The sequence below is a fragment of the Muriicola marianensis genome, from assembly GCF_014638095.1.
Lineage (GTDB): Bacteria > Bacteroidota > Bacteroidia > Flavobacteriales > Flavobacteriaceae > Muriicola > Muriicola marianensis.
Genome location: NZ_BMFH01000002.1, coordinates 399225 through 412569 on the forward strand (window position 1 = coordinate 399225; position 13345 = coordinate 412569).

The following is a 13345-nucleotide window of genomic DNA, read 5'->3' on the forward strand; positions in this document are numbered from 1 at the left end:
TCTTACTCGCCGTAAAGGCCGGTGATCTCCAGGTCGAAGACCAGATCTGAATTGGGTGGGATGGGTCCAAAGCCCTGTTGTCCGTAACCCAGGTGAGGGGGGATAAACAATCTGACCTTGTCGCCTACTTTCATGGAGAGCAGACCCTCCTTGAAGCCCGGGATCAGGCTGGCTTCCGGGCTGTAATCCATAGGGAAAGGTTCGTAGCCTCCTCCCATCTTTCTCTTGGAATCGAATACGCCATATTTTAAAGCTACTGCCTCGTAATTACTATCGAACAGTTCTCCGTTCTCAAGGTAACCGGCATAGTTCACCAAAACCTTTTGCCCTACCTTGGGTTTTTCACCTGTCCCTTCTTCGAGGACCATTAACTTTAATCCTGAGGGCAAGGCCTCGGTCTCATTCTTTTGATCGGCGATCTCATTGGCAAAGTCCTTTTTCATCTTTTCAAAAGCAGCGATAGCGGCTTCCTCCTCTGCGAAATAATCGCTCATGATCTTGACCGCGTCAAAATTCTTAGCCTCTCTGCCATTCCTGATGATCTGTACTTCCTTCATCACCACGTCCGTCAGGGGTCTGTCCCTGTCGTTGGTCTCTACCACCCCGATAGAATCGACGACATCCATCCCTTCGACAACCTCCCCGAAGACCGCGTGCTTTCCGTCCAGCCAGGGTGTGGGCTTCAACGTGATAAAGAACTGGCTCCCATTAGTTTTTGGGCCTCCGTTGGCCATGGATAGGATCCCGGGCCTGTCGTGCCGGAGCGAATCGACGATCTCGTCTTTAAAACGATACCCGGGGGACCCGGTTCCCTGTGCGGTGGGATCTCCACCCTGTATCATAAAGTCGGCCATCACCCGGTGGAACAGCACTCCGTCGTAGTATCTTTTGTCCTTGTATTGTTCGCTCACAAAAGGGTTCGTGCCTTCTGCCAGGGAGACGAAGTTGGCCACGGTCACAGGAGTTTTATCGTGTTCCAGTTTCACAATAATGTCACCTTTTGTCGTTTTGATGTCCGCAAACAGACCATCCCCCAGGTGGGTATACTGGCTCGATTTACACCCTGCCAGGGTGATCATCATCGCGGTTAACAGGATAAGTATATTCTTCATTTTATGTCAATTTATGGTGTTTCGTTATTCGTATCTCTTTCGATCTCACGGACTGTGATCACGGCTTTGAGGGGGACGTTTACCCCGATCTTGTTTTTATCGCCAATATATCCGTATCCGAGGGATGAGGGAAAGAGGAAGATCGCAATTTCCCCTTCCTTCAAGAGTTTGATGCTGTTGCGCAATCCGGGGAATAGTTCCTGTTTATCCACTTTGTAGGATTGCAGCCCTATCTCTTTTTGGGTGTAGATCGTATCATTGTCCAGGGTGAGCAAGGTGTAAGTGAATCTCACGAGGTCATCGGTCTGGGGCGTGTAATCAGAGACCTCATTTTTTAGCTCATAGGCATACCAGCTACCCTCAGAACTGGGCATGTACTCTTTCAGGCTGTCTGTTTTAATGATCCTTTGGATGCGTTCCTCTTCTTCTGCCAGTAATTTTTTATTCCTTTCTACGGATTCTTTGATAAAGGAACCTGATTTTACTTTCACAGGCCTTCTGGGTTCCGGTCCCTGGCAGGCCAGGACCAGAAGTGCCAAAAATAAGGGTAAGACCTTTCTCATTTGTTCAGTTCTTTTTGGTGTTTCGGGAGCAGGCTCCTGAAATAGGCGACAGTATCCTCCATGGATTGTTCACTTTTTCCGCCGGCTGCATTGGTATGGCCTCCCCCGTTAAAGTAGGCCCGCGCAAATTCATTGACCGAAAAATCGCCTTCAGATCGCAAGGAGATCTTGATGATCCCTTCGTCCTTGTTCTCAATAAAGATCACCGCCAGCCTGATCCCCGCCAGGGTTAGGCCGTAATTCACAAATCCTTCTGTATCCCCTTTTTTGAATTGGTGCCTGTCTAGCTCGTCCTGGCTCAGCGTGATGTAAGCCGTGCTGTATTCCGGCAGGATCACCATATTGTTCAGGGCACATCCCAGCAAGTGAAGCCTTCCGGGGGTATTGGTGTCAAAGATCAAACGGTGGATCTCAGAATTTCTGGCTCCCTTTTCTATGAGAAATGCCGCCACTCTGTGAGTCAGGCTCGAAGTGGAGGCGTATTTAAAGGAACCTGTATCGGTAAGGATCCCGGCATAAAGGCAATCGGCTATCTGAGGGGTGATCTCGTCCTTCCCGCCAAGAGCTTCTACGGTGTGGAAGATCATCTCGCAAGTAGAACTCATGGTCGGATCTGAATACCTGATACGGGCGTAGTCTGCCGGACTCTGATGGTGGTCGATCATCACGAAGGGCGCTTGCAGTTCTTGCAGGATCTCCTGCATCTTACCAACTCTGGAGAGATCGTTGAAATCGATGGTGAAGACCACCGCTGCCGTTTTTAGGAATGCTGTGGCCTCCTCTTCCTGTTTTTCAAAGTTCATGACAGCCTCTGTCCCGGGCATCCACTTGAGGAATTCAGGATAGTCATTCGGGCTAATCACTACAGGGTTGTGTCCTTTCATCACCAGGTAATGATACAAGGCCAGGCCCGCTCCGATGGCATCACCATCGGGGTTCTTGTGGGGGACTATCGCTATTTTTTTCGGAGTGCTAAGCAGGGTATTCAACGCCCTGGCATCGGCTGAATTCATGGGTGCAAAGATACGACTATTTGACATATCAACACGAACCGTCCTTAAAGAAGATCTTGGGATTTTCTAGCGGGGGATCATCTGCGATTTATCCAAAAAAAGACAGGGGCTTTTCGGGGTAGGTGTATTCTTTTACCTTAGCAATAAATATAAACCAATGAAGAAATACGTATTTGCTATCCCGATCTTCTTCTGCTTCCTTGCCTGTAAATCCCTGCCCACAGGGGAAAGTCGGCAAGCATTTGGCGATTTCACCATCACCTTCGGTTCCTGCAACAAACACGATGTACGGAACAGACTGTGGGACGATGTACTCGCCGCCAACCCGGATGTATGGATCTGGGGTGGTGACATCGTCTATGCCGATACCAGTAACCCCACAGAGATCGCGGCTATGTATTCAGCACAAAGAGAGGTGCCCGGCTACAAGGCTGTGTTAGAAGAGGTGCCGGTTATCGGTACCTGGGATGATCATGATTACGGTTTGAATGACGGGGGGGTAGAGTTCGTCTCAAAGGAGGGCAGCCAGCAAGTATTCCTGGACTTTTTAGGATTGGAAGAGAATGATCCCAGAAGAGCGAGGGAAGGGGTGTACGCTTCTCACGAATTTATAAGGCCAGAAGGTAAAATAAGAGTTCTTGTCCTCGATACACGCTACTTCAGGACGGCCCTGACTCCGGCAGAGGAAAAGGGTAAAAGATACCAGCCCGGAACTTATGGAGAAGGTACTGTCCTGGGAAATGCACAGTGGTCATGGCTGGAAGGGGAGCTCAGGAATTCGGATGCCGACTTCAACGTAATTGTAAGCAGTATACAGGTTCTGTCCTCCCAGCATGGGTTTGAGACCTGGGGTAATTTTCCCCACGAGGTCGACAGACTTGAGAAAACGATTGTCGACTCGGGTGCGAAAGGGGTCATCATCTTGTCCGGAGACCGGCATATCTCAGAATTTTCGAGCTCCGCTGTCGATGGTTTGTCTTTTCCGCTGATCGACTTCACAAGCAGCGGTCTGACCCATGTCTATTCCTCCTATTCAGGGGAACCTAATCGGTACAGGATAGGGGAGGTTGTTTCAAAAAAGAGTTTTGGGGTACTGGAATTCGATTTCAGTACAAAACGGGTACACTTCAAAATTGTCGGGGATCATGGCGAGGTCCTGGGTGAACTCTGGCAGCAGTATTAATGTTGTAGGTTGCGATAAGATAGCGTACTTTTGCCGAAAATTTTTAAGAATGACAGGAAACAGAACATTTACCATGATCAAACCCGATGCCGTGGAGAACGGACATATCGGGCCTATCCTGGAGAAGATCACCTCTGCGGGATTCAAGATCATCGCCATGAAATATACCCAGCTCAGCAAAAGGGATGCACGTGAATTCTACGCCATTCATAAGGAGAGGCCTTTCTTCAATGAACTGGTTGAATTTATGACCCGAGGTCCAATCGTTTCAGCCATCCTGGAAAAGGATAACGCAGTGGAGGATTTCAGGGCTCTGATAGGTGCGACCAATCCTGCCGAAGCAGCCGAAGGTACCATCCGAAAGCTTTATGCCAAGGATATAGGGGAAAACGCTATACACGGCTCAGACAGTGATGAGAATGCTGCCATTGAAGGGGCATTCCACTTCTCAGGAAGGGAGATCTATTGATCTGTACAAATGATTTTGAAAAAGGGCTTCCAGTATACGGAAGCCTTTTTTGTTGGATGAAAGTATTCAGCGAAGGACGATCTTCCTTACCACTTCCCTTCCCAATTCTTCGTTCAACAGGTCGATGATTTTGGATTTTCCCAGGCTGAGTTCCTCCCGCAATACAGAAGAAGATAGGGATACATAGAGCGTACCATCCCTGAGCTCGACTCCGGTGGTATAGTTGTTTACTCCATTACCCATCAGGTTGGCCCAGGCCTCCCTTACATGCACCTTGTCCAGCCCTTTTTGCAATTTGTTGGAGGAGATAAATTCCTGCAGGGCCTCTCCCAGGCTTACATTATTTTTTTTACGAACCATCCGTGTCCAGATTGATAGGTTCAAACCTTTTATAAAGATAGCGAATCTGATCTGTATTGATCACCGAGAAATTCGTTGGGGTCAGGGATTCGATCTTCTCTTCCCACTCGCTCATCTCGTTCCTGTATTCCATAAAATAATTACCGTCCCTGACGGAGATGGTGAACTGTTCCGCATCGTCCGAGGTGATAAAACTCCCATCCGGAAGGGGCTGTACCTTCTTGCGGTACCCGGACATCCCGGAGGTTTCGATATAGTCTACGGTCGTACTGATGTCGTACTTCTTGCTGTCTCCAGATGGGAAAACCACTTCTTCTATCTCCCAGTACCCGTCTAAGTAACCCAGGTCTTCTTTTGTGATCTCCTGCCTGCAGGAGACCATCATAAGGATAAATAATAGGGTGCAGAATGATCTCATATTACAAAGGAAACATTTTATAGGTCTGATGTATTTCTTTAATGATCTTTTCCGTGCGGTCAGCATGGGTGTCACTGATGAAGATCTGCCCGAAATTCTCGTCCTCCACCAGGGAGATAATATGGGCGACCCGGTTCTCATCCAGTTTGTCGAAGATATCGTCGAGCAACAGGATAGGGGTAGTGCCCACTGTTTTTTTCAGAAGGTGGAACTGGGCAAATTTCAGGGCGATGAGGTATGATTTCTGTTGCCCCTGGCTCCCGAATTTCTTGATGGGGTACGATTCGATCTCAAAATCGAGGTCGTCCTTGTGGACCCCGACACTGGTGTACTGAAGGGCTCTGTCGCGTTCCAGGTTGGCCTCCAGTAAATCAGAGAGGGAAGCTTCGTGCAAGCCCGAATTATAGACGAGATTGACGATCTCACTCCCCCCGGAGATCAGCCCGTATTGTTCCCGGAAGACCGGGACAAAATTTTTCAGGAAATCGGCCCGTTTCTCGTATATATATTGCCCGTGTACCTGCAGCTGCTGGTTGTAGATCTCAAGAGTGCTAGGGTCGAAAACATGGTTGGCTGCAAAGTATTTTAGGAGGGCATTTCGCTGTGATACTGCCTTCTGGTAAGTGATCAGGGCGTGGAGATATTCGGGATCAGACTGGGAGATGACGCCATCCATGAATTTTCTTCGGGTCTCACTGCCCTCAATGATCAGGTCCCTGTCTGCCGGGGAGATGATCACCAAAGGCAACAGGCCAATATGTTCAGATAGTTTATCGTAGGCCTTCCCATTTCGGCGGATGACCTTCTTGACGTTTCGTTTCAGGGAACAGACGATCTTTTCTTCCCTCCCGTTGAGCTGGAATGTGCCTTCTATGACAAAGAAATCCTCCCCATGCCTGATATTCTGGGTGGCAATGGGGTTGAAATAGCTCTTTCCGAAGGAGAGGTGATAGATAGCGTCGAGCATGTTGGTCTTTCCCTTGCCATTGTTTCCAACAAAGCAATTGATCTTCGAATCGAATTCACATTCGATGTCGCTGAAGTTCTTGTAGTTGAGGAGGGAAATCTTCTCGAGATACATGAAAAGCGTGATTCAAATTGGGTTTTAAGACCCATTTCGGACCAAAAATAACAAATAAATACCCTACGGTTTTCGATAAAAACTTTATTTTTGCGCGATCAATTAGAGGAACTATGGCAACATATAAAAAGAGGGGTTACAAGCCGAAGAACAAGGAAGAGGAAAGAACCCTTGCAGAACAGGGAAGTACCACTGCTGAGGTGTTCAGCGCCCTGGATGAAAGCGCATCCCGGTCGGAACAATGGGTGGCCAGGAACCAGAACTACATCCTGGGGGTGATCGGCGTGATCGCAGTGGCCGTATTGGGTTACCTGGGGTATAATCAATTCGTTCAGGAACCCAGAAATGCCAGTGCTGCCAATGAGATGCTCTACCCCAATCAATACTTCAACCAGGCCCTGGAAAGTACGGCCGAGAAAGATTCATTGTTTCTTCTGGCCCTGAACGGAGCCGAAGGTAAATACGGCTACCTCGATATCATTGAGGAATACTCAGGTACGCCTTCAGCTAATATTGCAACCTACGCAGCGGGAATGGCTTATAAGGAACTGAAGCAATACGACAAGGCCATAGAATATCTGGAGCAGGTAAATCCTGACGAGGAGATCACTGCCTCCCTTGCCCTGGGCGGGATAGGTGATTCTTTCTTTCAACTGGGCCAGGCTGCGGATGCCCTGGGCTATTATGAAAAGGCCTTTGCTGAGGATGACAATACTCTCACTACACCCTTATATCTGCACAAAGCAGGTATCGCAGCTCTCGAATTGGGGCAAAAGGAAAAGGCGCTGAAATACTTCCAGCGTATCAAGGATGACTACCCGGATGCCAACGAGGCCAGGAATATCGATGCCTTTATCGGGATGGCCCAAACCCAGTAGGCATGGCTACGGCTAACAAAAACCTTTCAGAATACGACAAGGCGCAGTTACCTGATGCCTCCGACCTCGAGATAGGTATCGTCGTATCTGAATGGAATCAGGCCATCACTGAATCTCTGTATCAAGGTGCATATTCAGCTCTCCTGGATTGTGGGGTGGCTGAGGACCGGATCACCCGCTGGAACGTACCCGGGAGTTTTGAACTTACCTTCGGCTGTAAAAAGATGATAGAGGAAGCAGATCCGGATGCCGTGATTGCAATTGGAAGTGTCATCCGGGGAGAGACCAAACATTTCGATTTCGTCTGCAGTGCTACAGCCCAGGGGATCAAGGACCTCAACGTCCTCACAGATACTCCCGTAATCTTCTGCGTCCTGACAGATGACACCCAGCAACAGGCTGAAGACCGGAGCGGTGGAAAACACGGAAATAAGGGCACGGAAGCCGCTATCGCTGCCATCAAAATGGCCGTTCTGGGGAAATAAGCCCGGACCTCTGCATTACCTCCTGGTGTTAACAATTTTTGGGAAGCTTCCTACAGCACTTTTTTTATAATTAAGTATTTTTGGAGTAGGAGCGATATGGGACGATTTACGAGACTGCGAAAGAACAAGAAATTCAATTACTCACCGAAATATTACGATGATAAGGGAGAGGGTAATCCGTATAAGATCGAACGCAAACTCGACAAGTACAGGACCACTGCTGATTCTCCCGGAGGGATAAAGTCGAGGTGGAGTGCCGCCATGTCTGACCTCAGGAAGGGTGCAGACAGGAATTACAGGCTCCGATTCTTGTTGGTTCTCGCCGTATTGATCCTCATAGTTCTATATCTTTTGGATTTCGATATTTCCATCTTTTTTCCTGAATAATGGCGGACTTCATTCATCTTTTGCCGGACCATGTGGCCAACCAGATCGCGGCGGGGGAGGTTGTACAAAGACCTGCCTCAGTGGTCAAGGAACTGCTGGAGAATGCAGTGGATGCAGGGGCTACCGAGATCAAGCTTATTGTGAAAGACGGCGGTAAAGCCCTGATCCAGGTAGTTGATGACGGCAGCGGAATGAGTGAGACCGATGCGCGTATGAGCTTCGAACGCCATGCCACTTCAAAAATTCGGAATGCAGAAGACCTGTTCCAGCTCCACACAAAAGGTTTCAGGGGGGAAGCGCTGGCATCTATAGCCGCGATTGCCCATGTAGATATGCAGACCAGGCCGGCAGATGAAGAGGTGGGGACACATATCCGGATCGAGGGAAGTAAAGTAATATCCCAGGAAGCTGAAGTTTGTCCTCAGGGTACTTCCATCTCGGTCAAGAACCTGTTCTTTAATATTCCTGCAAGGAGAAATTTTTTAAAATCCAATGCGGTAGAATTCAGGCATATCACAGATGAATTTCACCGGGTGGCCCTGGCACATCCCGGGATCGGCTTTCAGTTTTACCACAACGGGAGTGAATTGTTCCATCTGGATGCGACTTCCTTAAGGAAGCGGATCACTGCGATCTTCGGCCATAGAATGGATGAAAAGCTCGTCCCTGTGGAAGAAGAAACCCAGGTGGTTGAGATAAAAGGATTTATTTGCAAGCCCGAATATGCCAAAAAGAGCAGGGGAGAACAGTTCTTTTTTGTCAATGATCGATTTATTAAGAGCCCATACCTCCACCATGCGGTGGTGTCGGCTTTTGAGGGTTTGCTGAAACCGGAGGTTCATCCCGGGTATTTCCTTTACCTGCAGGTAGACCCGAATTCTATAGACATCAATATCCACCCCACGAAGACTGAGGTGAAATTTGATGATGAGCATACTCTTTATGCTATATTAAGAGCTGCAGTGAAACACGGGTTGGGCCAGTTCCACCTGGCACCTATGCTCGATTTTGAGAAGGATCAGAACCTGGAGACTCCCTATGCCTACAGGAATAAGGAAGCCGAAGCACCGGGGATATCGGTAGACAGGGGATTCAATCCCTTTAAGGAAAGTTCAGCGAGAATTTCCTATCCGGGTAGCTATCAAAAGAAATCGGCAGATGGATGGGAAAACCTCTTTATAGACCTGGAGTCGGGATCACAGAAGCAGGACTCTTTCAGCAGTGTACATTTTGAATCAGAGGTAGTAACGGGTTCTATTTTTCCCGAATCGGAAAACGATGAGGCCAGTGAAGCCACAACCTTTCAGTTGAGGAGGAAATACATCGTCACAACGATACGCTCGGGCATGCTCATCATAGACCAGCAAAGGGCACATCAAAGGGTGCTGTATGAAAAATTTCTCCGGAGTATGACGGTTTCGGAAAGTCTCAGCCAGCAACTTCTCTTTCCCGTCACCCTTCAATTCTCACCCAATGAACGGCATATTTTGGCAGAACTCTCGGATCATTTGCAGGCACTGGGCTTTGTGTTTGAAGATACAGAAGATGATGAGCTCGCCGTTAAGGGCCTGCCTCCCACGGTCCCCGAAAAGGAAATAGCCTCTGTTCTGGATGGCCTTATCTCGGGCTATAAGGAAGGAAATGAGGAGAATCTATCACAGTCCGATATGCTGGCCAAGGCCTTGTGCAGTGCTGTCAGTGTCAAAACAGGAGACCGGATGGACAGGGTGTCACAGCTGGCCCTGGTCAATGATCTTTTTGCCTGTAAGGAATCTATGCTGAGTCCGTTTAATAAACCGATCTTTATCACCTTAACCGAAAATGAAATCGACAATAAATTCAAGTAGATGGGAAGACTAACCGGTGCTATAAAACACCTGCTGATCATAAATATCCTTTTTTTCGTCGCTACGGCACTGTACGGAGAACAGATGTATCAATGGTTCTCCCTATGGTTCCCTGAGAATGAAAATTTCGTCCTCTGGCAGATCCTCTCCCATATGTTCATGCACGGGGGATTTATGCATATCCTGTTCAATATGTATGCCCTGTGGGCTTTCGGCTCCCCTCTGGAACAAATGTGGGGCAAGAATAAATTTCTCTTCTTCTATTTCTCCGCGGGGATTGGGGCTGCTCTTATCCATACCGGGGTTAATTACTACTACTTCAATGAAGGGATGGATGTCCTTTTAGGCTCGGGTCTTACCCGGCCTGAGATCATGGATATCATATCCCAGGGAAAATTTAATCCGGCCTGGTATAATCTTGCTCCAAGAAGTACGATAGACAATTTCCTGATGGCATACAGTACTCCGGCGGTAGGGGCCTCAGGTGCCATCTACGGGATCCTGGTCGCTTTCGGGATGTCTTTTCCCAACAGCGAACTTTTTCTTATTTTCCTGCCGATCCCTATCAAAGCCAAGTATTTTATCCCGGTACTGATTGGTCTCGACCTCTTTTCAGGCGTTACGGGATATTCTATCTTTGGCCAGGGGATCGCACACTTTGCCCATGTGGGAGGTGCTTTGTTCGGATTTATTATGATGTGGTACTGGAAGAAGAACCAGTTCAATAAAAACAGATGGGATTGATGCTATGAGTACAGGAGGATTGAGATACCAATACGCCCGACTGAATTTTGCGGAAAAGCTGATCGTGATCAATGTCGCGGTCTTTATCCTTAATGCCCTCTTGCCGTTTCTTCTGGGTTTTGGTAAAAATGCTATTTCCCAGTGGTTCGAATTACCTGTAGACCTGATGGCCTTCTTATCCCAGCCCTGGTCTATTGTCACTTATTCCTTTTTCCACGCAGATTTCTTCCATTTGTTCTGGAACATGCTGCTGCTATACTTCTCGGCCAGGATCTTCCTGAATTTATTCTCGGCGCGCAAACTTATCAATGTGTACTTTCTGGGTGTTATTCTCGGAGGATTATTGTTCGTCCTGAGTTATAATGTTTTTCCTGTTTTTCTGGGGTCTAATTCGGCCATCATTGGGGCCTCAGCAGGTGTCACTGCGGTGCTGATCTTCATTTGTGCGTATATACCCAACCAGGAGGTTCGCGTGATCTTCTTCAACGTCAAGCTATGGTACATAGGGGCATTTTTTGTGCTGGTCGACCTTATTTCTATCCCGGCCAGCAATTCCGGTGGGCATTTGGCCCACCTGGGTGGAGCCTTGCTAGGTTATGTATATGCCCGACAACTCATCAAAGGGAAGGATATAGGAGAAGGTTTCGCCAGAATCCTGGATGGCCTTGGCGCCATGTTCAAGCCAAGGGAGAAAAAGGCACCTATGAAAACCGTATATCGTAAAAGGAACAAACCCTCGGATTCCAACATCGATTACGACAAGGAGAGCCGCCAGCGAAAAATTGACGGGATCCTGGACAAGATCAGCAAGTCGGGGTACGAAAGCCTTTCCAAGGCGGAAAAGGATTTTCTGTTCAAGGCCGGGAAGGAAGACTGAATTCCCATGACGCGATCCACCATATTCCTTTACTTTGCTAAAGGCTTAGTAATTATCCTGGCCCTCCTTTTGATCGTGGCTTGCCTGTATGGGACGATATGGGATGCTGATATCGTATTTTTCGACCTTCTTGCCTTGTTGCTCCCCTATCTGGTGATTGCAAATCTGTTTTCTGGCCTCCTGGCAGCCGTAGTTCGCTCCAGATTTTATTTGTTACCAGTAACTTCCCTGCTCATCTGGATTTTTACTCTAGGGTCCTTTTACGTTTTTTCTCTCGATGAATCAGGGGATTCGAAAGACGATATTTCTGTTCTCAGTTACAACGTGCAGGAATTAGAAGGAAATTACCGCATGGACTATGCCGAAGCAGCCCCAATGATTATGGATTTTGTATTGGAAGAGGATGCTGAGATCGTATGTTTTCAGGAATATGCAAGTACCGCGATCTCCCGGGAAAAAATGAAAATCTACCCCTACGAATATCGACTGACATACTATGAGGGCAGGAAATATTCTCCCATGGGAATATTCTCAAAATTCCCCATAATCTCTAGAGGTTCGCTAAACTTCCAGGATACTTTTAACAACGCTATTTATGCTGATCTTCTAATAAAGAGCGATACCTTAAGGGTGTATAATGTTCACCTTCAATCTCTGAGATTCAGGGCAGGATCTGTAAAGAGGGAAAATACGGTCCGACTATTCAACCGACTTGGAAATACGATCAGGAAGCAGAAAGAGCAGGTCGAAATCCTCCTCGATCACACAAAATCCTCTCCCTACCCTTTTATTATTTGTGGCGACCTAAACAATACCCAATATTCTAAGGTGTACCGAACGCTCAAGGGAGATTTGAAAGACACTTTTCTGGAAAAAGGGAATGGACTGGGCAGGACACTGCTGTTAAAATTCCTCCCCTTCCGCATAGATTATATTCTGGTTGACCCAGATTTTGAGATCACGAGTCACTCAAACTATGATGTAGAGTATTCGGACCACTACCCGGTCAGGGCATCATTCCGTCTCCCGGAAAAATAAACAAACAGTCCGTCCAATCGGCTAGCATGTGAAGCAGTAAACCGATCCCCCAAATACGCGTGGGTTTGAAGAAGAGGAACACGGTGTAAACTCCCATAGCCCAATATGTATGCAGGGGATGGAAGCCGATGCTGCAGCGGTTGGGATCGAAGATAGGACTGGCGAAAAGGTGGTCCAGATCGATCAGGATAGCCGATAACATGATCAAAGCTGCTCGTATGGGACGTTCCTTGTAAAAGAGGAAGGCTACCGCAATGGGCAAGATAAAATGGATGCCATAGTGAAGCGAGATTCTAAGCATGGGCAAAATCTAAGGACAGGGACCGGAGATAGTCGGCGGCATGCATCCCTTCGTTAAACAACAGATCTAGGATACCGACATTGGGAATAAAACCGTGTTTTTCCACAAATACCTGGGTGTAATAAGGCGGGTCAAAGGGCAAGGTTTTTTTGGCATTGACCAGATGCCTCATATCTGCAACCTCCAAAGGAGAAAGATCATATTTCGATGTTCGCATTGCCGGAACGGAAAGCCCTAATAGACTATAGACTGTTTGAATACACTCCAGGTTAAAGTCGAGCAGAAAAGTTGGCGGGTCTTCAAACAACGGAGCCAGATCATCCTCGAAGTATTCAAAAAAAGGGGAGGACCTGTATGCGGTCTCCAGGGTACGCCAGTGTAGCCTTTGCCAGGAATAGGAATTGTCGGTTCTCACGTCCCGGTAAAATTGCTTTCCCTGTTTACCCCCAACGTGTTTGATCGGGATGCTCATCAGGTGTTTACCCTGATCTGTGCAAATATAAGTCCGGTTCCTGTACGTCTGTTTCTGGTAATAATCGCAGACCTCCCATTGGCATTCTTTCTGCGCTAAAACAGCCATAGTGGCTAT

At 47.8% G+C, this 13345-nt stretch carries 17 protein-coding genes; 9 read left to right on the forward strand and 8 right to left on the reverse strand.

Annotated elements, in window-relative coordinates; genetic code table 11:
- Positions 1-2: 2 nt before the first annotated feature.
- Genes IEV19_RS12735 through IEV19_RS12745 form a run of 3 tightly spaced genes read right to left on the reverse strand, consistent with a single transcriptional unit; the run spans position 3 to position 2688 of the window.
- Positions 3-1112 carry a peptidylprolyl isomerase gene (locus tag IEV19_RS12735; RefSeq protein ID WP_188371113.1) on the reverse strand — a complete coding sequence of 370 codons (1110 nt, stop codon included), beginning with the start codon at positions 1110-1112 and terminating at the stop codon, positions 3-5.
- A gap of 11 nt (positions 1113-1123) precedes the next feature.
- Positions 1124-1675 carry a gliding motility-associated peptidyl-prolyl isomerase GldI gene (gldI, locus tag IEV19_RS12740; RefSeq protein WP_188371114.1) on the reverse strand — a complete coding sequence of 184 codons (552 nt, stop codon included), beginning with the start codon at positions 1673-1675 and terminating at the stop codon, positions 1124-1126.
- Positions 1672-2688: a DHH family phosphoesterase gene (locus tag IEV19_RS12745; protein ID WP_188371115.1), complete on the reverse strand. Its 1017-nt coding sequence runs from the start codon at positions 2686-2688 to the stop codon at positions 1672-1674. Before IEV19_RS12745 ends, gldI begins: the two co-directional genes overlap by 4 nt.
- Positions 2689-2845: 157 nt before the next feature.
- On the opposite strand from IEV19_RS12745, the gene IEV19_RS12750 reads away from it, so the two are divergent.
- Both IEV19_RS12750 and IEV19_RS12755 read left to right on the forward strand, forming a co-directional pair.
- Positions 2846-3871, forward strand: a complete 1026-nt coding sequence (locus IEV19_RS12750; protein WP_188371116.1) for an alkaline phosphatase D family protein — start codon at positions 2846-2848, stop codon at positions 3869-3871.
- A gap of 49 nt (positions 3872-3920) precedes the next feature.
- Complete coding sequence (locus IEV19_RS12755) at positions 3921-4340, forward strand: nucleoside-diphosphate kinase (RefSeq protein WP_188371117.1); 420 nt, start codon at positions 3921-3923, stop codon at positions 4338-4340.
- A 66-nt stretch (positions 4341-4406) separates the two neighbouring features.
- On the opposite strand, the gene IEV19_RS12760 is transcribed toward IEV19_RS12755, so the two are convergent.
- The 3 genes from IEV19_RS12760 to recF are packed head-to-tail and all read right to left on the reverse strand — an operon-like array spanning position 4407 to position 6199.
- On the reverse strand, positions 4407-4700 hold the full coding sequence (locus IEV19_RS12760) for a DciA family protein (protein WP_188371118.1): 294 nt from the start codon (positions 4698-4700) through the stop codon (positions 4407-4409).
- Positions 4690-5118, reverse strand: coding sequence for a lipocalin family protein (locus IEV19_RS12765; protein ID WP_188371119.1), 429 nt, complete (start codon positions 5116-5118; stop codon positions 4690-4692). Before IEV19_RS12765 ends, IEV19_RS12760 begins: the two co-directional genes overlap by 11 nt.
- Before the next feature lies 1 nt (position 5119).
- On the reverse strand, positions 5120-6199 hold the full coding sequence (gene recF / locus IEV19_RS12770) for a DNA replication/repair protein RecF (RefSeq protein ID WP_188371120.1): 1080 nt from the start codon (positions 6197-6199) through the stop codon (positions 5120-5122).
- 113 nt (positions 6200-6312) lie between these two features.
- Between recF and IEV19_RS12775 the strand changes: the two genes are divergently transcribed.
- From IEV19_RS12775 to IEV19_RS12805, 7 genes are all read left to right on the forward strand, one after another.
- Positions 6313-7077: a tetratricopeptide repeat protein gene (locus IEV19_RS12775; RefSeq protein ID WP_188371121.1), complete on the forward strand. Its 765-nt coding sequence runs from the start codon at positions 6313-6315 to the stop codon at positions 7075-7077.
- Positions 7078-7079: 2 nt separating this feature from the next.
- Positions 7080-7562 carry a 6,7-dimethyl-8-ribityllumazine synthase gene (gene ribH / locus IEV19_RS12780; RefSeq protein WP_188371122.1) on the forward strand — a complete coding sequence of 161 codons (483 nt, stop codon included), beginning with the start codon at positions 7080-7082 and terminating at the stop codon, positions 7560-7562.
- A 96-nt stretch (positions 7563-7658) separates the two neighbouring features.
- Positions 7659-7949, forward strand: a complete 291-nt coding sequence (locus IEV19_RS12785; RefSeq protein ID WP_188371123.1) for a riboflavin synthase subunit beta — start codon at positions 7659-7661, stop codon at positions 7947-7949.
- Positions 7949-9796 carry a DNA mismatch repair endonuclease MutL gene (mutL, locus tag IEV19_RS12790; protein ID WP_188371124.1) on the forward strand — a complete coding sequence of 616 codons (1848 nt, stop codon included), beginning with the start codon at positions 7949-7951 and terminating at the stop codon, positions 9794-9796. Before IEV19_RS12785 ends, mutL begins: the two co-directional genes overlap by 1 nt.
- The gene (locus IEV19_RS12795) at positions 9797-10540 is read left to right on the forward strand and encodes a rhomboid family intramembrane serine protease (protein ID WP_188371125.1); all 744 of its coding nucleotides are present in this window, start codon (positions 9797-9799) and stop codon (positions 10538-10540) included.
- Positions 10541-10544: 4 nt separating this feature from the next.
- Positions 10545-11417 (forward strand): rhomboid family intramembrane serine protease, encoded by an 873-nt coding sequence (locus tag IEV19_RS12800; protein WP_188371126.1) that lies wholly within the window; start codon positions 10545-10547, stop codon positions 11415-11417.
- A gap of 6 nt (positions 11418-11423) precedes the next feature.
- Positions 11424-12455 (forward strand): endonuclease/exonuclease/phosphatase family protein, encoded by a 1032-nt coding sequence (locus tag IEV19_RS12805; protein ID WP_262890092.1) that lies wholly within the window; start codon positions 11424-11426, stop codon positions 12453-12455.
- Here IEV19_RS12805 and IEV19_RS12810 read toward each other — a convergent pair.
- Together IEV19_RS12810 and IEV19_RS12815 are read right to left on the reverse strand one after the other, a co-directional pair.
- Positions 12424-12756 carry a DUF6122 family protein gene (locus IEV19_RS12810; RefSeq protein ID WP_188371128.1) on the reverse strand — a complete coding sequence of 111 codons (333 nt, stop codon included), beginning with the start codon at positions 12754-12756 and terminating at the stop codon, positions 12424-12426. The two genes, IEV19_RS12805 and IEV19_RS12810, sit on opposite strands and share 32 nt — an antisense overlap.
- Positions 12749-13336 carry a WbqC family protein gene (locus tag IEV19_RS12815; protein WP_229732600.1) on the reverse strand — a complete coding sequence of 196 codons (588 nt, stop codon included), beginning with the start codon at positions 13334-13336 and terminating at the stop codon, positions 12749-12751. Before IEV19_RS12815 ends, IEV19_RS12810 begins: the two co-directional genes overlap by 8 nt.
- Positions 13337-13345 lie beyond the last annotated feature (9 nt).